We start from the raw sequence: 18,594 nt of genomic DNA on the forward strand, positions 1-18,594 counted from the left end.
TGAAGGGGCCCGATCGGGCCCCTTCATCGTTCAAGCGGCCGACCGCCACTGGCCTGGTTTTACTCCGCCGCAGCGGCCTGGAATTGGTCCGCCCTTTACACGTACCTCTCGGCCGAGATGTTGCGCCCTGTGCCGGTGGAGCGACGATACAGCCGGCAGCTCGAAGCGAGCGACGACGTCGCGCAAAGAGGCCCCCGAAGCCATCGCTGCCTCAATCTCCTCCCGAGCCGGGTGTGCGCAGATGGTGCAAGGTCGGGCCATGGGGGCCTCCTACTTAGTGCAACTTGTTGCACGGGTGTTCCGGAACAGCGTCCCGTTTCGTTCCGGTTTCCGGGGTGGGTCAGACCAGCGTGCCCGGTGCGTGCGCAGCCGCCGTGGCCCGGCTCGCGACGATGGCCCCAACAGCGTCAGCGGCCTCCTCGTCCGTGGTCGCGTCCATGAGCGCCATGAACGCCGGGTCGAGCACCCGGACAAAGGCCATCGCGTATTCGAGGCCGTCGGCTCGAAGCTGTTCAACGGAGAAGCCCGTCAGGGCCGAAGCCTCCTCCAGTGATTTCCCTTGGGCGAGCGTCAGGTCGGCCAGAAGTGCGCCGGTCACGAGTGTGAGCTTCTGGCGAAGTGTCGTCTCCGGAGGGGAGGGCCATTCAGTTGCGGCCGTTTTCACGGCCCGACGCTGGTTTCTGGCAGGTTTTGACGGGCGAGCGGGGGGACGGGAGCGGGGGCGAGACATGGTTCTCTCCTACTATGCAGGGGTGGACGGAGTGGCTGCGGGCTGGGCCGCATCCATGAGCGTGCGACCGAGGCGAGCGAGGGCCTTACGCTCTGCCGGAGAACGCGCGGCGATGGCGGCAGCGAGGGCATCCGGCAGTATCAGGTCATCCACGAAGCGAGCCTGACAGAGCATCAAATCCACGGTGCCCGTATGGACAAAGGCATCGACCGTGCGCCGGTCGGCGAAGCGTGACTTGGACATGGTCGTTCTCCTTAAGCGGGGCGCCGACGCGGTGGCGGTGCGGGTTCGGGGGGTGGGTTGGCGTCGAGGGCGTCGTCCAACGCCTCCAGGATTGCGGAGGTGATGTTCGTCGCGTGGACCAAAGCCTCGTGCGCCGGAAGGCCGGACGCGGTGACGGCTTCGGCGATGGTCCGACCGGAGATGATGTCCGTCAGGATCGTGCGACCGTAGATGTCCGACAGAGCGGGAACTCCCTCGAATTGCGGGAGAGGCGGGGGGCCGGGCCAGTAGGCGGGGCGGCGGCGAAGTGGCTTCGTGTTCATGGTTTGTACTCCTGTCAGGCAGCGTGAAGGCGGGGGGTGTGGTCGAGGTCCGACCCAAACACGGCAGCGAGGGCGGGGGGCAGGATGGCGGGAAGGTGCTGACGCGGCGGTAGGAGGAGACGAAGAGCCACCTGCCGGCCGTCCGTCCCCTCCGGGTCGGCGAGGTCTCGCATCTGCCGCTCGGCGGCCCGGAGGACGTCCGAAATCAGCGGCCGTCCGAGGGTGTCCGGGTGCTCCTCGACGATGTCGCGGATTGCTGCCTGGAGAGCGATCCCGGACCAAAGCCGGTCGAGGTCTCGCGCGCGATCAACCTTCCTCGCCATTGCTGTGCCCGGAGCCGGCGAGCCATGCCGGGCAACCAGACCAGCCGCGTAGGCGGCGTGGCCCCTCGACAGGGCGCGCGCGGCCTCCACGAGTGCCAGGGCGGGGAGATGGGCGAAGCGCGCCTCCACGCGTTCGGCCGCCGCGCAATTCGACAGGCCGCTCATCGGAAGTTGTCGCCGGGAACAAGCCCGTCGCGTCCCCACGCATTCCCAGAGCGCACCCGAAGAACCTGCGAGCCAAGCAGCTCACTGCGGATGGCGTGGACGCGCTCGAAATCGAGTCCCGTAGCCTTCGCGATGTCGAACCCATCGAGTTCAAGGGGCTCGCCGGTACGTGCGTGGTGCTCGACGACGAGGCCGAGAACCTTCGCGGCATCGGCCTTGAGCCGGCGCGTCTCCGCGAACTTGGCGACGCGCTCCGCCGTGGTGACAACGACAGGCGCGGCCTTCTTCACCGGGAGCCCGCCGGAAAACAGGTTCGTATGCGGGCCGCGCGTGCCGGGCCGGGCGCCTGCACTTCGCACGGCAAGGCCGATGTCGGCCTTCTGCGCCAAGGATGCGGCCGGCGCGGGGGCGGGGGTCGAGCGCGTCGCCCGCGTAATCTGAACGTAGGACATTGGATCACCTATTGATGCGCCGACGTGCAACTTGTTGCACGGCTCCGGCGGTGGTTTCGGACGTAGTCCGTGCACGCTGCACGGACGATGGAAGCTCTTGTTACGCGGCCCGGCGTCTTGCCCGCTTCAACCCGAACGATATCGTCGAGCTGATCCAGCAAGTCCGTCGGAGCGCGAACCTTGATGATTTGCACCGACAATTGTTCTCTCCCGTCACGGAGGAAGGATGGGTCCATTCCTCGCGGCTAGTACGTTCGTGGACCGCGCCATTCACGCTATGTTCCGCTTACCTTGCGGCCCCTAAGGTGGTCAATGGGGGGCAGCAGGTATTTTTCTAGACCATACCCTGTGCACGATCCCTCGTTACTTCACGATCACTCGTCAACACTTTATCCGGACCTGACATACGTCGAACTCTTATTGGAAAGTGACGGTGCACCCCTCGCCGAAGGGAGCCTTTCGCAGGCGCGCCTTCTCCGAGACACCTGAGCGGGGGGCGCGGTGTTGGCGCCCGCCGGTAGGGGGAAGGTTGGGGCTGCTACGGCTATGCCCCGTTACCTTCGCGCCATGCCGGTGGCGGAGAAGAGCCCGCCGCCGCGCATGTTGCTCTGAAGCTCCTCGCGGACCATGGCCCGCATGCTTTCCTTCACCTCGCGGGCCATCGCCTTTTGGTGCGCCTGATCCTGCGCCGCGTTCCCAGAGGAGCCCTGCGTCTGGATGATGATGTCTCCGAAGGTGACGTTGCCGCCGCCACCGCCGCCACCGCCGCCACCGCCGGAACCTGTGAAACCTGTTGCACGGATGCCGAAGTTGCCGTCGGACATGCGGACGGTCGGGAAGATCGCCTCATCATCCTTCGCGATGATTGCCCGCTCGCGGCTCTTGAGCCCCATGCCGGGCGCACCGCCGCTCTGGACGATGCCGCCCGCGTGGTAGCGCGGCGCGCCGTCCCAGAGGGAGCTTCCCGCCGGGGTCGAGCGCGTCACACCGGCACCCGTGCCGACGATACCACCCGTGTGCATGACCCAACTGGAGAGCGAGCCCGCTCCGAGGTCGAGCCCGTCGCCCGCGAAGCCTCCTCCGACGTTGAAGAGCTTCCCGATACCGAGGTTCGCCCACGCGCCATCGCTGGAGCCGAGGGACTGGACCATCTTTTGGAAGGCGTTCTGGAGCGCGCTGCCGCTGGACGACACGTCCAGAGCGACGTCGTTGAACGCCTTGCCGAGCTGGGAGCCGCCCTGGTTGAGCGAGCCGGTCACGCCCTCCACGCCGTTGAGGATTTGCGGGTTCGCCCGGTCGAGCGAGTTGCCCATCTGGGAGAACGACGTATCGAGCCCGGCCGTCTTCGTGCTGATCTCGTCGAACTGCGAGTTGAGCTTGTTGACGGTCTCGTCCGACAGGGTTGCGCCCTGTAGGTCGAAGCCGCCGGCCTGCTGCGCCGTCGTCTCCCCGAGCCCGGTCGTGGCGAAGCCCCGCGCGTTCTTCAGGCGAGCGCCGTAATCGTTGACTAGGGACAGGTCTCCGGCCGCCACCGCCTTCACGTAGCCCTCCGGCCGCTCGAACCGGATGCCGGCCTTCACGCCGTCCTCCAGGGTCGTGGCGCTCCGGAGCATCTTGAGTGACGCACCCTCGGAGGACGTCAGCTCCTTGCGGATGAACTCGATTTGCTGATCCGCCGTCGGATTGGGGCCGTACTCTCCGAGGAGCGCACGCTTGCGCGGGCCGAGAGCCTGGATCAGGCCATAAGCGCCACCGTTCGAGTTGACGACGTTCGGCTTGAAGCCACTCTCCGCCTGGACGTTGCCGAGGAAGCCGGCCACGCCCGCGTCCGTCGCCCCCAGGCCCTTGAGCATGGAGGAGAGCTTGGACGGGATGTCGCCGAAGCTGCCCGTGGCGCTGGTCGCTGCCGAGGACAGGTTCGCCACGGCGGTTGCCGCACCGTTGGCCGAGCTGGACAGAGAGGCCGAAACCGCCCCGCCGGCCCCGCCGCCCACGACGTTCGATAGGGTCGAGCCGATCCCGGCCGCCGCGACGCTGGACGCTGACGCAGCCGTGGTCGGAGCTGCCTTCACGCCGAAGGCCGACATGATCATGGTGCCGATGCTGCCCATGCCGCCGGCTCCGGCCGTGCCGCCCTGCCCATCGCCGAACACGCTGGACATGAGCGACCGGAAGAGCTGCCGCGAGGCGAACTTCAGGAGGTCGTTCGCGATGCTGTCCAGCATGTTTTTGAAGCCGGAGGAGCCGTTCTTAACGACGTCGACGAAGCCATCCTCAATCGTGTTGAAGATGGAGCCGAACATGCGGGCGCTTTCGTCGCCGACCTTCCGCGCGTCCTCGATGTAGCGCGTCACGGCGGTGTTGAAGCCGTCGCCGATGGTCTGGCGCGACTGCTTGGCCTTCTCCAGGGCATCGTATTCCTTGCCGTAGGCCGCCACCATGGCGTCCACGTCGGCCACGCCCGCCTTGCGTGCCGCGCGCTCCACCTCAATCATGGCCGCTGCACGCTCGCGCGCCTCGCCGGATAGGCCGAGAAGGCGGGCCTCGTCCTGCATCGCCGTGATGCGATCCTTCAGGTCTCCGTTCTGGAACTTCGTGTCGATGTTGTTAATTTCCTGCGCGCGCATAGCATTGCGAGCGGCAATGATGCGGTTCATCTCGGCTTCGTCTGTGACTTGCTCTTTCGTTGCACGGTTGAGCCGGTCGTATTTGATGTTGATCTCCTCGACGGCCTTGGCACGGTCCTGGAGCATGTCCGCCCGGAGGTCGCGGTCGGCGTCGGCAAGGTCGCGCTGTGCCTGCGTGACGCCGTTGATCGCTGCCTTGGCGCGGGCAAGCGTGGTTTCCGCGTCCAGCACCTTCGCATTGAAGGACCCCTGAGAGAGGGTGCCGGCATCGAGCGCCACCTTCAGGTCGCGAAGCACGGCCGTGTAGGTGTTCTGCGCAGCCGAGACGGCCGCCTGATTGTCGGCGAGCGTCTTCAGCGCGGGCACCTCGGCCGCGATTTTCTTCAGGTTCTCCGTGGCCTGCTGAAGGGCGATGGTGCCGTCCACCTTGGCAGGGCGGTCCAGCGTCGAGTTCACGCCGGCCACGGCCGCCTCCGTGGCAGTCGCGGTCTCCTTCAGCACCTTCATAGTAGCGGCGGCCCGGCCGAAGCCGTCCTGCGCCTTGGCGCCGGCCTCCGCCGCCTCCATCAGCTCCGTCGCGGCCCCGCGTAGGGCCGGGTTCGCCTCCGCCTTGATCGCGGCTGCATCCTGGAGGCCCTTGAAGTCGGCCTTGCCCGCCTGGACGCTCTTGCGGAAGGCTTCGATCTCCGTCCGGAACGGCAGGAACCGAGAGGAGAGCTTCGCGCCGTTCGTGGCCTCGAAGAAGCCGGGTGCGATGGCCGAGTTGAGGGCCTTGGCCTGCGCCTGAATTTCGTCGGCGAAGCCTTTGAGGGAGTTGCCCGTCTTCAGCGTCTCGCGGGCGCGCTCGGCAGCGCTGAGGCCCTTTACCGAGTTCGTGGCCGCGTCATAGTTCGCCCGGAGCTTGTCCGTCACGGCGGCGAGGTCGGTGCCGGCGGTAACCGACGCCTTGGTCTGCGTCAGCCAATAGGTGAGCGCGCCGGCCGCTGCCGTGATGGCGAGACCGATAGGACCACCGATGGCGCCCATGGCGACGGACAGGCCGCGCGTGGCAATGCTGGCGGCTGAAGCAGCCACGGCCACCCCGCGCGTCGCGACGCTGTAAACTAGGAGCTGGGACGCGGCTCCGCTGGCCGCCGCCCCCATTGCGAGGAACATCGGGACGATGCGCAGGGCCGCGATCACGGCGAGACCCGTTGCAACAAGTTGCACGTTCTCCGAGAGGAGTCGGAGAGCCGACAAGGCCGTGGTCACCGCCGAGGCGAAACCGCTCAAGGCGGTCTGCATCGCCGAGATGGCGGCCGGGTTCTGGAGGCCCTTCACGGCCTGGATGATGGCCTCGCCGATCCGGCGGGAGGCTCCGGTCGCAGCGTCCGCCTTGCCCACGAAGTCGATGGCGTAGTTTTTCGCTACCTCGAACGCCTGTCCGATGGTCACGCCCGTCTTGGCGAAGTCCGCCTCCAGGGCAACACGCTGGTTGCGCAGGGCGTTGAAGATGGCTTCGGTGGTGAGCTTGCCCTGTTCGGCATAGGTGCGCAGGGCGCCAATCGGGATGCCGACACCGCCTTCCGCATTCTTCAAGCCGGCGGCGATGGCCGCCGCGAGGCGCGGCGCCTGTTCCAGGACCGAGTTCAATTCCTCGCCCCGGAGCGTGCCGGAGGAGAGGCCCTGCGAGAACTGGAAGAGCGCGGCCTGCGCCGACTGCGAGTTGCCGCCAAAGATCGCAACGGCCTTGCTGACGCTGTCCGTCACCTCTAGCACTTCGCGCTGAGAGACGCCGAGCGTGCGGGTCGCCTGATTGAACTTCGTGTAGATTTCCGTGGTGCTCGCCATGGAAGTGCGGTTTCGGTTCGAGACCGCGAGCAAGGCGTCGTAGCTGTCCGTAAGGTTCTGAGTGCCGTCGGTGACCAGTTTGAGCTGGCTGATGACCTTCGTGTATTCGTCGGCGAGACCAAGCACGCGCCGCGCGCCGAAGGCCGTCGCCGATAGGATCGCGAAGGCGGCCAAGGCCGAGCGCACCTGTCCAATGCGGGACTGTGTCTCTCCGAGCGCGCGGTTGAAATCGAGCTGACTGCGGGTGCTTCCGGCCGAACCGTTGCCGGTTCCGCTACCACCTCCAGCCGGGCGCGGGGCCGGGGTTGGCGCAGGTATGGGACCGGGGGCCGGGATCGGGACAGGTGGAACGGGTCCGCTGCCGCCCAAACCGGCCATGCGCTGTGCGAGCGCGATCACCTTCCGATAGTCGCCCTGGAGCTGGACAAGCGAGGCGCTGAGGCTGGCGAGCTGCGCCCGGTAGGCTCCGAGCCCGGCGGTGGATGCCAGGGCCGTGTCCAGTCGGGCCACCTCCTTTCGCAGGGAAGCGAATACAGAGGCATTGGCAGTTAGGGTGGCAAGGGTAGCCGCCAGATTTTTGATGCCGCTGGCGGTGCCTCCAAGGCCATTTGCGGCCCTACTCGACTCACGGAGCTTCGTGGCGGTGTTTGATGCCTCCTGCCCAACCTGCGCAAGGGCGACACGTGCGGCCTGAAGCAGGCGCGCCATACGCGCGGCGTTCTGCTGGGCAGCGGCGGTGAAGGTATCGTTCGGGGACGTAGGGGCCGGCGAGGGGGAAGACGCTGGCGGGAGGATCGTCGGAGCAACCGGGCTCACGGGCGGAGGAGTCGTTGGCGGAGACGCGCCGCCACCGGCCCCGGTCGCCGGAAGGCGCGGAGGCGTGGTGCTGGCATATGCGGCAGCGGCGGCCGACGCGGCAGCGAACTGCGTTGGCAGAGCGGCAAGAGTGCCTTGGAGCGCCATGAGGCGCTGACGATACACCGTGACGCCTTGAGCGCTGCGCATCGTGGTATCGGCGCCCTGCACAGCCGTGGCGAGCTGCCCGGCGTTACGGGCCGCGCCGGACATGGCGGAGCCCATCTTGCTCGCCTGCGCCTGGGCATCCGCCATCTGCCGGGCAACCTGCCGGAGGGTGGTGCCCTGCGCCTGCAAGTCCGAACTGAGCTGCCGGATAGCAGCACGCGCCTCGTTGCGCATGCGGATGGTATAGAGGATTTCGCGACCTGTGGGCATAGCAGTGTCTCCCGTTGAGTTTGCTCAACTGAGACGGCTCACAAGCACAATGTCAATAATTATTGCTATGCGCTGTAAGTATTGATGCAGAAATTCACCCTCTAATATGCATAGCTCAGCCAGTGGCTACTCAGACCCTTAAGTGTTCGAGGGAAAGTCCTGGAAATTTGACGCTTGCAATGTCTTCAGCGAGCATTTTCGTCGGAAACCCACGGCCGTAGCCGGCGTCAACTCCAGTGTCGGCCCAACCGCCCAAGGCACGCCGACGATCCTCTGGGACGCCAGCCTCGCGAAGTCGGTCGGCCCAGCCGTGTCGGAAGGAGTGGAATGTGGTCGAGGCCTTCGCTGCGCCGCAGCTCTTCAAAAAGCGAGCGAACCACTTCTGAAACGCGTCGGAGAAGTAGCCACGGCTATCCGCGCTCAACTCTGGGAACAGCCTACCTTGGGACGCCTTTCGAGCGTCCGCTACGAAGTCGAGAAAACCCATGGCGAGGATTTCCGGGTGTAGCGGGACGATGCGGGTTCCCGCCTTGCTCTTAACCCGCTGTGTGGCTTCTGCCGCCCGTACCAGGATGACCGGAACCCCATCGCGCTCCGCAATGTCATCCGGCGCGAGCTGGCAGCACTCATTCAGCCGAAGCCCATGGAACAGGCTCAGGATTGGCACCCAAAATCGTGCACGGCGTGGGCGGAGAGGACCAACCTTGGCGTAGCCTATCTCGTCGTCAGTGCATCCGGTGTAGAGCGGCGCGTTGAAAATGGCCCGCATTTGTTGAAGCGAGAACGGCTCCCGCTTCGCTTGGGGGGCTTCCTCAATCGTTAGCCCAGCGGCGGGGTTCTTGCTCAACCACTCCTCCCGGACGGCCCAATTGAAGAGCGTTGCCATCTTCGTGATGTGCGAGTTCACGGTCTGTGTGTTGAGCGGAGCCAGCCCTTCACGCTTTGCAGTCTCGGCAGCCTGTGCCAGCGAGAAGGATGGGAACCGCTTCGTCGCATTCGGTGGTAGCGCCCGGAACAGGTCACGAACCTGCTTAGCGTGGTCGCGCGAGAGCCCGGTGACGTCCATGTCCGTACCGACCAACTCTTGGAGGGCGCGGAAGACCATCCCATAGTCCGCATTCGTCTTCCCGGTACGCGAGCCCCGACCGGGGTCGCTTTCGAAAGCGCGGATGAGATCGTTCAGCGTCCGTTTAGGCTGCGCATCAGGTCGCGGCGTGCCGTCGAAGAGTGGATCGCCTTTGCTACCTGTGCTGCCCGCGAGGGCGGCCACTTGTCGGGCGTTGAGCGCGAGCATGGCGCGCCGCACCACGCTTGCCAGTCGGCGGTAGGGATCGCCGTTCCAGTCAACGTTCGGCCGGCGCACCGAACGGCGCAGCTTTCCAGGACCGTGCGGCTCCGGAGGCATGCCAGCGCGCAGTAGGATTTGATCTGTCGTCGCCCGCACCGCTTCGAGGTAATCGTCCGGCCGGGGGCTTTCGAGGATTTGGGCCTCCGCCCGCGCATCGGCCAGGACCACATCCCAATCTACAAAACGCAGCTCGTCCCTCTCTTCGGGCGAGCGTGCAACTTGTTGCACGGCTTCTTCGAACCACCGGACGGCAAGGTCTTCGATTTCGCGCGGTGCCAGCCTCTCTAGGCGGCCGGATACGAGAAGCTGCCGCGTATGAGCGATTTCTGAGCGCTGCCGCCTCACCGTCTCCCACTCTCGCTCCAGCCGCGCTTGCTCGATGCGAAACCGGGTAAGCGCGACGCGCCGATCCTTCGTCCGAAGGCTGCGAACGAAATGTGACCGCCCGACGTCACGGGCGATATCCACCGGCACCCGCATGCGGAGATAGAACGTGCCTTCGCGGGTCGTGAGATTGGGGTGGTGGGCCACAGGTTCACCGCTCAATGTGTCACAGTCGTGTGTCACAGTCGCGTCTGAGAAGCTGTTTTCCATCAGTATCTTGTGCCACCACAGGCACTTAGAAGGCAAGTGGTGGGCCCGGCAGGACTCGAACCTGCAACCAGACCGTTATGAGCGGTCGGCTCTAACCATTGAGCTACAGGCCCCACGCCCATTTCCGTAGAGGGAAAGCCCCCTAGCCGTCCAGTCCCATCCGGGGCGAATCCCCCCGAATTCCGCCCGTTTCCGCCCACTCCGGTCCCGCATCGGTCCCGCGTTCCCGGGGCGTTCGGGAGCCGTTCTAGGCCGCCCGCACGATCCTGGCGACGTTCTCCCGCGACCGCAGCGACCGCAGCGGGATCCCGTGCCGGGCGAGCCTCTCGACCTGCCGGGCGTGGGCGCCCTCGACGTCGTGGTCCTTGTGGTAATGGAGCGAGAAGATGTCGTGCAGGCCCGGGGCCGCCCGCGCCTTCGCCCGGCCGCCCGCGATGCCCGCCTGGTAGTCCTGGGCGTGGTGCCCGTAGACGCGCTGGAGCATCGCTTCGGTCATGCCCAAATAATTCGCGGCGTCCCAGGCGTTCGCCCCGCGCTGCATTAGCCAGCTCGCGCACGTGTGCCGAAGGACGTGGGGCGTGACGTCGGTCCCCAGGCCCGTGTTGCCAACCGCGGTGGCGAAGCCCTTGTTGACCTCGCGCACCGGCAGGTTGCGCCACTCGACCACGAACTGGGGCAGGGTCCCGTCCGGGCGGGGGATGGTCGCCCAGCGCCGGATGTGGGTGAGGAGCCTGTCCGGCAGGCGCACCGCCGGCTGGCGCTTCTTCGTCGCCTTGGCTCCTATCGCCTTGCGGTGGAACACGCCGCGCTCAAGGTCGACCCAGCCGGCCCCGGGGGTGGGCTTGAACGCCGCACCGCAGATCGCGGCCGCGCGGGTCCCCGTATAGATTCCGACGAGGAGGAACCGGGCGAGGTGACGGTGCGACTGCTTTGCGGTCGGCAGGACCTGCCCGGCGTCGACGCCCCGGTGGCGGCGCTGCATCTCGCGCTGGCGCCACATCGAGTGAAGGAGGCGGGCGGCCTCGTCGCGCTCCAGGTAGCGTTCGCGGGACGCGCCCTTCTCCGGGAGCGGTACCTCGATGACCTGGCGGCAGTAGCCCTCCTTGCGGTGATAGTTGATCGCCGCCCGCAGGTCTTCAAGCTCGCGCCGGACCCCGGAGGCCTGCACCATGCGCGGCTCCACGCCAGTCACGTCCGGCTTTGCGGACTTCCACGCCTGCGCGCACCGCCAGGCAGTGTAGGTCCGACAGGCCCGCCCGTTGACGTCGGACAGGGCCCTGCCCGCCCACCACTCGCCGAGTTGGAGGAGGCGTTGCAGCGTCTTGTCCGGCCGCTTGAACGCCGGGACCTTGTCCTTGGCGTAGATCAGGAGGACGTCCGTCACGAGGATGTGGCGCGGGTCCTGATCCTGCTCGCGGCCGGGCAGGTGCTTGGCCGCGATGTACTCGGCTAGCTTGACCTCGGCGGCCGGGCGATCCTCCTTAGGGCATCCAGTGACGATGCGGACGCCGTCGTCATCCTTGATGACCCAGACGGCGGCCTTGCCGGTCCTGGTTTTGCTGGGCTTCTCGGCTGGCTTGAGCCAGAGGCGAGGTCCTTGTCTACGTGCCGGCATCGGTCGCGCCACTCCTGGATAATCCGTCGGGTGACCACGATCCTGCGCCCGTGCCTCTCCGGCCGGAGGGCCCCCCGGTCCACCGCCTCGCGTAGCTGGCGCACGGTCCAGCACGGCAGGCGGTCGAGGACGCCGTCGGGGTCCGGGGCGCAGAGCTCCGGGAGCCAGACGGCCGTCTCCAGGTCGAGGGGGGTGTCGTCGCCGGTGACGGCCGCGAGTTGCGGCCGTCCCTCGAACAAGTCGGCAATGGCAATGAGCTCGTACGTGGTCATGACCTACAGTCCAGGATCACGGAATCGAGCGCAACGGCCGACTGCGCAGGTTGAGTGCCCAAGGTTAATCGCGTTCCCCCAGGCGGGGGTCGGGGTCCTCCCCAATTCTGGGGAGGAGGCTGTCCTCACGCGGGACCGCTAGGGGTACCGCCGCCGCCCATGAGGGGGATGGCCACCCTCACGACGCGGTTCGCTTGGAGCGGCGTCAGGCCATGGAGCGCGGCCCGGACGGCGGGCGGGTCCGCCTCCGTCATCGCGGCCGCGAGCCTGGCCGCCCGGACCCTGGTCTCCTCGGCCGTCACGCGTACACCCCGGGGCGTCCCGCCTCCGCGGCGACGTCGGCCCGCACGAAATGGAGGGCCTCCTCCGGCGGGATCCCACACTCGCACGCGAGGCGGTACGCCAGGGCGAGGTCCTCCAGCCCGAGGCGTCCGCCAATGCGGACAGGCTCCGGCGCCCGGGCCTGGATGACGACCCGGGACGGGGGCGGGGGCGCCGCGGGGAGCTCAACGGCCTCCCGACGGATAGCGACGACGTTCGTCTCAGGCTCTGGAGACGGGACAGACGGGGCCGCGACCGCGACAGCCGGGGCCTCGGGCGCCCGGGCCGGGGGTGGCCATGAAACCGCGATGCCCCGTCAGGCCCACGCGGCGGAGGGCCTGGTAGGCCCCGCTCTCACTGATCCCCCAGCGCGACGCGAGCTCGGGATGCTGGTCGTCTCCGCGTGGTCGAGCCGGATCTGGTCGGCATTCGGGGCGCGGCCGCGCACGCGGGGGGGGGCGCGACGGTGGCGGTCCTGACGGGGGTGACGGTCATAGGCTTGGGCTCCTCGATGGCTGGGGTGACCGGTGCCTCGACGAGGCCCGGGAAGACGATGGCGATGGCGGCTGGGTCATGCCCGGCGAGCGCGGCCGCGAGCTCGTCGGTGGGCTCGGGCAGGCGGTAGCGCCCGGTCGACGGCTGATCGGGCACCATCGCGAGGGCCACCCGCAGGACGCCGGCGACGGCGCGCTCGTGGGCATGGCGGGCCTCGATGCGGGCGGCGGCGTCGGCATCGCCCCGGTTCGCGGCGTGGCCATCCAGCGCATTGCGGCCGCGATCCCGTGGGGAAATCCGCGGCATGTCGAGGATGCCTCGCTCGTGCTCGACGCACATGAGCGAGTTCAGCCCCATGCCGGCGGCGCGCTCCCCGGCCGCCCGAGACCGCAGTGCGAACCCCGCCTCGATGGCGACTGCCTCCTGCTCGGGGCTCGCCGTCCGCACCCGGCTCGATGCAGAGACCGTCCCGGAGAGGATCGCGCGGCCGGCGCGGGCAAGGGCCCCCAGGGTCCTAGGTTCGATCCAGTGCCAGCGCTCCTCGGCCGCCTCCGCCCCGCACGTGGCGAAGATCTTGGCGACCTTCTCGGGCGAGGGCGTCTCGTAGACGAGCTTGTTGATGCTCGCGAAGCTCTCGCGCATCAGGACCTCCCTCCGAGCGAAACGAATCGCTCAACCTTGGCGAGATCCAGTGCGGCGAGGATGGACGCCCCCGGGGCACGCCGGCCGCCGACGACGTCGGACACGTACGCCGGGCTGACCCCTGCGCGGTCCGCGAACGCCCGCTGCGATCCCGCGTCCCGGATAGCGCGGGACAGGCGCAGGCGGACGTCGTCCTGGGTAAGGTCGGTCATGCCGCCCTCCTGGCGCCAGCGACCCGGGCCTTAGCGGCGGCGACGTCTGCCGGGCGCCGGGATGCCCGCGGCCACTCGGTGTGCCCGCGCTCCCTCAGGAGTTTCCTGACGAGGTGCTCCGTCACGCCCGCCGCCTGGGCTGCATACGAGACACCACCGAGCGAGAACACGGCGTTGACGACACCCTGCTCCTCGGCGGGGGTGAGGCGGCGGCTGGCGTTGCGGGACCGCCCTTCGACGAGCGCGCGCCCGGCCTCAACGAGCGCCCGGATGTGGGAGTGAGTGAGCCAGCCGTAGCGCTCGTACAGGCACTCCCAGGACCCGTGGAGCTCGTGGAACCGGCGGTAGGCCTCCAGCGGAGCGATTTTCCGATGGAGCGACTGGTCGAGTTCGAGCTCCCTGTGAGTAGCCATGCGCACCGTATTACCCTCCGCAAATCCGCGTATGCGCAGATTGTGAGAAGCGAATCACCAGATTGCCAGAACCAAGGACCGGTCGAGCGCAAATAAATCATTCAATGGTAGTTAACTGGTGTTAGCTACCATAAGGAACAAGCCATTACCACTATTTGCACCCGTATTTCAACAACACGATGTTGTCCAAACCGTTGTTGAAATCGTACCTCCGCGTTGTCGAAACAAAGTCCTGGAGATTTTTCGGAGTCGCGCTACCCTTCGTTTGTACGCTGATTGAGGGATTCGCTTCATGGACACATGTGAGATGCGCAGGGACGGACCGCCCGATGCCTTCGGGCTTGCTTGGGTTATCCGCAAGGATATCCCCGACGGCCGCGTGCTCTACGTCGCCGAGGCGACCACGCCGGCGTTCGAGCAGGCCTGGAAGGTGATCGGCATGGAAATTCGCCACCTCGGCTTCTCGCTTACCGAGGGGCGGCCGGGGAATGGCTGGACGGGCGCGCGGCCGACGTTCTGGCTGTCCAAGTCGGGCTGGAGCGTCCCGGCGTGGGCGCGCTACCAGGCCCTCCTGCCGGCGGCGATCAAACGGGTCGCGGAGTACGAAGAGATGCAGGAGCGCATCAAGGCTAGCTGGGCCGCAGACCGGGCCGCAAAGGCGGCCTTCGTCCCGAACGCTCGCGCCGCGGCGCGGGAGAGCCTCGATGCCCGCCCATGGGCCTGGACCAAGGCTGAGACCGTCACGGAGGCCGAGGCCCTCCTCGCGCGGGAGGACCTCGACGTCGCCGGCGCCAGGATCCTGAACCGGCTGACCGCAAATGCGGACAAGAACGTGGAGCGCGCGAGGGCCACCGCCTCCACCGCATCCGCGGCCGAGCTCGCCCGGGCGGGTGATGCATGTGTCCGGGAGGCCGCGCGGGAGGCGGTCGCGCTGCTCACCGCAATGGACATCGACCGCGCCACGACGACGAATGGGGAGGGGTGGGGGCGGTCCACGTCGATCCTCGGGCACGTCCTCGCGGATGCCGGCGAGCTCGATGAGGCGCAGGCGTCACATGCGATCCGCATCCTCCGGACGCACCGCAAGCAACTGCCGGCGGATCTCGCGCTGCGCGTGTTCGGGTCCTAAGGGGACTTGGGCTTCACGGTTAGGGTGGCCTCGTACCCGCAGGCATCGAGGGCGGCGAGGAGGCGGGCGAGACCCCACCCCTCGAATGCTTCGGCCCGGATCTCGGATCTCACCTTCGGGGATCGGACGCCCTGACCGAGGGCGGCCGGATATGCGGACGGGAGCCGCTTGCAGACTCGCTCCCGGGCGCCCGGCTTCTCGACCTGGCCGGCCACGAGGGCGAGGAGCCGGTCCTCCATGGAGGCCGCGGCCCGGGCCCCGGCGGCCGCGTCGTACCTGGAAATGATCTCGTCGCCCCGGGTCCGGGTCGCACGCTTCGTGGTCACCAAGAGCCCCGCCAGCGACCGGCACAGGGCGGCGTGTTCGGGGTAGCGCGCCTCAGTGGCATACGCGGTGGCGGTAGGCACAGGTAATCCTCGTCGGCGAATCGCCTCTTACAAGAATGTACGTCTGCAAGCCGTTGCAACAATGGGGGAATTCCCTCAGGCGGCCATCGCAATGGCACGGACAGGGCGGGAAGCGGCCGTCCTCGCGATGCGGACCCCAACCGGGGCGCCCGAGATGGTGATAGCGACCGGGATCCCGAGGGCCTGGGCGACGTCGATGAAGGTGGCGGGGGACCACCGGATCGCGGCCGGGCCCTCCAGGAGCTTCCATCGCTTGTGCCGGTCGAACCGCAATCCCGTGAGGGCGGCGACCTCGTCGTTCGTTAGTCCGCGACCTCCCTGCGCATGGTCATGGCGTCAACATCTCCAGCTCATCCGATCCGGTCTAGGACCCACTTGCGGTATGCGTCGGGGTCGGTGCCCATCGCCGCGGCGATGGCGGCGGCGAGCCTGGCCTGCTCCTCACCCTGCCGGGCCTGGCGCCTGGCGGTGCGGGCCCGGACCTCGGGTATGCTGAGGTCCCAGGCCCCGGGGCCGATCTCGGCCTCCAGGTCCAAGGTCTGCCGGATGATCTCCACGAGGAGGTTCCGGCGGATGTCGCGGGTATCGGGCTCTACGTCCGCTTCCGCGACTTCGGCGTGGCCTTCGAGCGGGACCGAGAGGTCGTCGCCTTCCCAGCGGTCCTCGTCGACGTAGTCGGGGCGGACGACGTCTGAGCTGAGGACTGGCTCTGCATCACCCGCATCAGTGTCCCGCTCATCGCTCGTCCGACGCGGCCCAAAAAACCCGCCGGGTCATCCTGCCAGGTGCCATGCTGGATGGTGGTGAGCGCCGGCTCGAACTCGTGCTCCGGGACGCCCAGGAGCCATTGCTCGATCTCCGCGTCGCCCGGGGCGCCGATGCAGATTGCGATATGGGCGGCGTCCGCGAGGGGGCCGTCCACCAACTGGGCCGCCATGTAGGCGTCGATGTCCGGGTCGACCGGGCTCTCCTCGCCGGCCTGGGCCGCCTTTGCGGACACCCCGATGGCGGCGCCGAAGGTGTAGAACGCCTGGACGCTCTGGAACCGACCGACATGCTGGGTGAACTGCGCGACGGTCGGGGGCCTCCACGGGACATGCTTCCCGTGGAGGATGATGGTCCCGCCCTTCGCGGTCGGGGTGACCGCGAGGACGGAGAGGAGCTCGCTGCGCGAGAGGAGGTTCTGGGTCACAGACACGTCCTCAGAGCAGGTCGATCATGTAGCCGTACTCGTAGCCGGCCTTCTGCGTGTAGTCGGCCTCCATGCTGCCCGAGGCGGTCGCCTTGACCACCTCGCCGCTGCCATCGGCGATCCACTGCACGTCGCCACCTTCGCCACCGAAGGTAAGCTGCGGCACGACGATCTTGCGGTTGGTGCCGCGCAGGTTGTTCTGGCGCAGGAAGAACCGCCCGGTCAGGGACAGGGTCTGGAGGAGCTCCACGACGTTGGTGGAGGCGGTGCCCGTGACAGCCGGCGCGGAGAACGACACGACGACGTCCTCGTTGACGTCCGCACCCTCGGGCCAGACCACGATCTGCACGACGCCGGACTTGCTGTCGTGGCGGTAGGTGGCGGGCGGGATGACCTCGCCGCCGACGGTGACCGAGGTCACGACGGTCCCGATCAGGCCAATGGAGGCGGCCTCGTCGATGGCGGTGTCGCCGGCCTTGAGCTCCAGCCACTCGTTGACCATGACGCCGGGGAACGACTGTTCCTTGGCGGGGACGATGGCCTGGGTGAACGGCTTCACGTTGGCAAGGTGCGAGAGCGCCAGGCGGAGCGTGTTCATCGTGCCGAACTCGACGTCGACGCCGCCGGTGAGCTGGCCGTAATCCGTGGCGATGATGCCGTTGCCGGGCTCCTCGGGGGTCCGGATCTCGGTCTTCGTCGAGCTCTTTTTGAACGTGGCGGTCGCGTGCCCGAACGGGATGAGCGAGGAGGTGCCGCGCAGCTGGAAGGCGCACTGGCCCGACGGCTTGTTGAGCAGCTTGGGGTCGAGGGGCTTGAAAACGGCTCCGGCCATGATGGCCTCCTGTTACTGACGGGGGAAAATCGTGGCCGGATCGTTCTCCGGGCTCACGTACTGGACGAGGAAGGCGAGGAGGAATCCCCCCTGCGAGCCCTTCTCGGATTGGAAGGTCTGGGGCTGGCTGGACACGAGGCGGACGTCCTCGACCTCGATGCCGAGGGCCCGGGGATCCGCCAGCGCGGCGCGCACCTGGTTGGTGAGGGCACGGCTCGCCGCCTTGAAGTCCTCACGCCCCTCGTCGAGCACGACGATGACGTCGACCTGCTGGTGCCGCTCGATGATGCGGTCGCCGGGCTCGCCGACCAGGTAGTCGTGGATGAGCTCGTTCCCGAGGCCGACGACGGCGGCCGGCAGGTGGGCGTCCTTGACCGGGAGCTCCTCCGGCGTGAGCACGCGCTTGAGCCCCGGGACGGCCGCCTTGATGCGGGCCCGGAATGCGTCCTCGATCTGTGTCAGTGCGTCGGCCAATAGTTGCTCTCTCGTCGTACGAGAGGCAGGTTCGAGGGTCCCCCGTGGCCCGTGCAAGGCCACGCCTGAGCCCTGGAGGCCGCGCAGCATGGCAGACGAACTAGGACCCCTGGGATCCGGGCCGATCCGGTGGCCAGGGCCCGGCGACAAGCTGTTCACATCGGGCGGCCCGGACGATGCGCTGCTGACCCCGCATCACGGCCTAAACCTCATGGCGACGGGCTATCTCTCCGCGGCCGGGCTCTTGGTCGAGAAATCGATTGGACACGACTTCGGCCGTGACACGCTCGTTTGGCCGATTGTGTTCCTCTACCGCCAGTACCTCGAACTGGAGCTCAAGGAGGGCATCGCGGATTTCGGGGCCGCGGCAGGCATCGACGCCAACTGGACGACCCATGACCTCCGCACGCTCTGGAGGAGCTACAAACGGACGGTTGATCACTATGAGATTGGAGGCGACGTCGAAGCGACTAAGGCGGTCGCGCGGGCAATCAACGAGTTCGCCGAGATCGACCCTGGATCGTTTTCGTTCCGGTTTCCCGTGAACAGGGATGGCAGCCGCATCGCTCGGGACGGCCACGAACGCATCGACCTCGAACGCCTCCGGGACGTGATGCGCGGCATCTCGAACTATTTGTCCGCAACCTCCGGCCTACTTACCGATATGATCAAAGCTTGGCCGGACGACGGACCAGAGTACGACGGACCAGAGTACTAGGCCGATCCACTTGCGCTCGCGTGCG

18 protein-coding genes and 1 tRNA gene are annotated in these 18,594 nt (G+C 67.5%); 2 read left to right on the forward strand and 17 right to left on the reverse strand.

Features of this window, described 5'->3' with window-relative positions; translation table 11 throughout:
* Nucleotides 1-340 precede the first annotated feature (340 nt).
* From ASF08_RS11740 to ASF08_RS11795, 12 genes are all read right to left on the reverse strand, one after another.
* Entirely contained in the window at nt 341-598 is a 258-nt protein-coding gene (locus tag ASF08_RS11740) for a hypothetical protein (protein WP_056145376.1), read from the reverse strand.
* 144 nt (nt 599-742) lie between these two features.
* The gene (locus ASF08_RS11745) at nt 743-973 is read right to left on the reverse strand and encodes a hypothetical protein (protein ID WP_056145379.1); all 231 of its coding nucleotides are present in this window, start codon (nt 971-973) and stop codon (nt 743-745) included.
* An 11-nt stretch (nt 974-984) separates the two neighbouring features.
* Nucleotides 985-1,275, reverse strand: coding sequence for a hypothetical protein (locus ASF08_RS11750; RefSeq protein ID WP_056145384.1), 291 nt, complete (start codon nt 1,273-1,275; stop codon nt 985-987).
* Between the two features lie 14 nt (nt 1,276-1,289).
* A complete protein-coding gene (locus tag ASF08_RS11755) occupies nt 1,290-1,763 on the reverse strand; it encodes a hypothetical protein (protein ID WP_056145387.1) in 474 nt (157 codons plus the stop codon).
* Nucleotides 1,760-2,152, reverse strand: coding sequence for a hypothetical protein (locus tag ASF08_RS11760; protein WP_147833395.1), 393 nt, complete (start codon nt 2,150-2,152; stop codon nt 1,760-1,762). The genes ASF08_RS11755 and ASF08_RS11760 overlap by 4 nt, the downstream gene beginning before the upstream one ends.
* A gap of 617 nt (nt 2,153-2,769) precedes the next feature.
* A complete protein-coding gene (locus ASF08_RS11765; protein ID WP_082473175.1) occupies nt 2,770-7,905 on the reverse strand; it encodes a phage tail tip lysozyme in 5,136 nt (1,711 codons plus the stop codon).
* Nucleotides 7,906-8,035: 130 nt separating this feature from the next.
* Complete coding sequence (locus ASF08_RS24040) at nt 8,036-9,847, reverse strand: site-specific integrase (RefSeq protein WP_082473176.1); 1,812 nt, start codon at nt 9,845-9,847, stop codon at nt 8,036-8,038.
* Nucleotides 9,848-9,884: 37 nt separating this feature from the next.
* Nucleotides 9,885-9,960, reverse strand: a tRNA-Ile gene (locus tag ASF08_RS11770).
* A 134-nt stretch (nt 9,961-10,094) separates the two neighbouring features.
* Nucleotides 10,095-11,462: a tyrosine-type recombinase/integrase gene (locus ASF08_RS11775; RefSeq protein WP_082473177.1), complete on the reverse strand. Its 1,368-nt coding sequence runs from the start codon at nt 11,460-11,462 to the stop codon at nt 10,095-10,097.
* Between the two features lie 947 nt (nt 11,463-12,409).
* A complete protein-coding gene (locus ASF08_RS11785) occupies nt 12,410-13,192 on the reverse strand; it encodes a hypothetical protein (protein ID WP_056145399.1) in 783 nt (260 codons plus the stop codon).
* Nucleotides 13,192-13,404, reverse strand: a complete 213-nt coding sequence (locus tag ASF08_RS11790; RefSeq protein ID WP_056145402.1) for a helix-turn-helix domain-containing protein — start codon at nt 13,402-13,404, stop codon at nt 13,192-13,194. Before ASF08_RS11790 ends, ASF08_RS11785 begins: the two co-directional genes overlap by 1 nt.
* Entirely contained in the window at nt 13,401-13,817 is a 417-nt protein-coding gene (locus ASF08_RS11795; RefSeq protein WP_056145406.1) for a hypothetical protein, read from the reverse strand. Before ASF08_RS11795 ends, ASF08_RS11790 begins: the two co-directional genes overlap by 4 nt.
* A gap of 292 nt (nt 13,818-14,109) precedes the next feature.
* Between ASF08_RS11795 and ASF08_RS24775 the strand changes: the two genes are divergently transcribed.
* Nucleotides 14,110-14,946, forward strand: coding sequence for a hypothetical protein (locus ASF08_RS24775; RefSeq protein ID WP_156629560.1), 837 nt, complete (start codon nt 14,110-14,112; stop codon nt 14,944-14,946).
* Here ASF08_RS24775 and ASF08_RS11805 read toward each other — a convergent pair.
* The 5 genes from ASF08_RS11805 to ASF08_RS11830 form a co-directional block, all read right to left on the reverse strand.
* Nucleotides 14,943-15,353 carry a hypothetical protein gene (locus ASF08_RS11805; RefSeq protein WP_056145412.1) on the reverse strand — a complete coding sequence of 137 codons (411 nt, stop codon included), beginning with the start codon at nt 15,351-15,353 and terminating at the stop codon, nt 14,943-14,945. The two genes, ASF08_RS24775 and ASF08_RS11805, sit on opposite strands and share 4 nt — an antisense overlap.
* Before the next feature lie 350 nt (nt 15,354-15,703).
* Nucleotides 15,704-15,910 carry a hypothetical protein gene (locus ASF08_RS11815; protein WP_056145417.1) on the reverse strand — a complete coding sequence of 69 codons (207 nt, stop codon included), beginning with the start codon at nt 15,908-15,910 and terminating at the stop codon, nt 15,704-15,706.
* Nucleotides 15,911-15,945: 35 nt separating this feature from the next.
* Entirely contained in the window at nt 15,946-16,545 is a 600-nt protein-coding gene (locus ASF08_RS11820) for a hypothetical protein (protein ID WP_056145422.1), read from the reverse strand.
* 10 nt (nt 16,546-16,555) lie between these two features.
* Nucleotides 16,556-17,377 (reverse strand): hypothetical protein, encoded by an 822-nt coding sequence (locus ASF08_RS11825; protein ID WP_056145425.1) that lies wholly within the window; start codon nt 17,375-17,377, stop codon nt 16,556-16,558.
* Nucleotides 17,378-17,389: 12 nt separating this feature from the next.
* Nucleotides 17,390-17,851, reverse strand: coding sequence for a hypothetical protein (locus ASF08_RS11830; protein WP_056145428.1), 462 nt, complete (start codon nt 17,849-17,851; stop codon nt 17,390-17,392).
* A gap of 88 nt (nt 17,852-17,939) precedes the next feature.
* On the opposite strand from ASF08_RS11830, the gene ASF08_RS11835 reads away from it, so the two are divergent.
* Nucleotides 17,940-18,569, forward strand: a complete 630-nt coding sequence (locus tag ASF08_RS11835; RefSeq protein WP_156629561.1) for a hypothetical protein — start codon at nt 17,940-17,942, stop codon at nt 18,567-18,569.
* Nucleotides 18,570-18,594 lie beyond the last annotated feature (25 nt).

The sequence above is a fragment of the Methylobacterium sp. Leaf85 genome, from assembly GCF_001422125.1.
GTDB lineage: Bacteria > Pseudomonadota > Alphaproteobacteria > Rhizobiales > Beijerinckiaceae > Methylobacterium > Methylobacterium bullatum.

What these genes read in the sequence shown, in the direction of transcription:
- ASF08_RS11745 (WP_056145379.1), bottom strand. Translation starts at nt 973, where the DNA reads ATGTCCAAGTCACGCTTCGCCGACCGGCGCACGGTCGATGCCTTTGTC.
- ASF08_RS11750 (WP_056145384.1), bottom strand. Translation starts at nt 1,275, where the DNA reads ATGAACACGAAGCCACTTCGCCGCCGCCCCGCCTACTGGCCCGGCCCC.
- ASF08_RS11755 (WP_056145387.1), bottom strand. Translation starts at nt 1,763, where the DNA reads ATGAGCGGCCTGTCGAATTGCGCGGCGGCCGAACGCGTGGAGGCGCGC.
- ASF08_RS11765 (WP_082473175.1), bottom strand. Translation starts at nt 7,905, where the DNA reads ATGCCCACAGGTCGCGAAATCCTCTATACCATCCGCATGCGCAACGAG.
- ASF08_RS24040 (WP_082473176.1), bottom strand. Translation starts at nt 9,847, where the DNA reads ATGGAAAACAGCTTCTCAGACGCGACTGTGACACACGACTGTGACACA.
- ASF08_RS11775 (WP_082473177.1), bottom strand. Translation starts at nt 11,462, where the DNA reads ATGCCGGCACGTAGACAAGGACCTCGCCTCTGGCTCAAGCCAGCCGAG.
- ASF08_RS11785 (WP_056145399.1), bottom strand. Translation starts at nt 13,192, where the DNA reads ATGCGCGAGAGCTTCGCGAGCATCAACAAGCTCGTCTACGAGACGCCC.
- ASF08_RS11790 (WP_056145402.1), bottom strand. Translation starts at nt 13,404, where the DNA reads ATGACCGACCTTACCCAGGACGACGTCCGCCTGCGCCTGTCCCGCGCT.
- ASF08_RS11795 (WP_056145406.1), bottom strand. Translation starts at nt 13,817, where the DNA reads ATGGCTACTCACAGGGAGCTCGAACTCGACCAGTCGCTCCATCGGAAA.
- ASF08_RS24775 (WP_156629560.1), top strand. Translation starts at nt 14,110, where the DNA reads ATGGACACATGTGAGATGCGCAGGGACGGACCGCCCGATGCCTTCGGG.
- ASF08_RS11825 (WP_056145425.1), bottom strand. Translation starts at nt 17,377, where the DNA reads ATGGCCGGAGCCGTTTTCAAGCCCCTCGACCCCAAGCTGCTCAACAAG.
- ASF08_RS11835 (WP_156629561.1), top strand. Translation starts at nt 17,940, where the DNA reads ATGGCAGACGAACTAGGACCCCTGGGATCCGGGCCGATCCGGTGGCCA.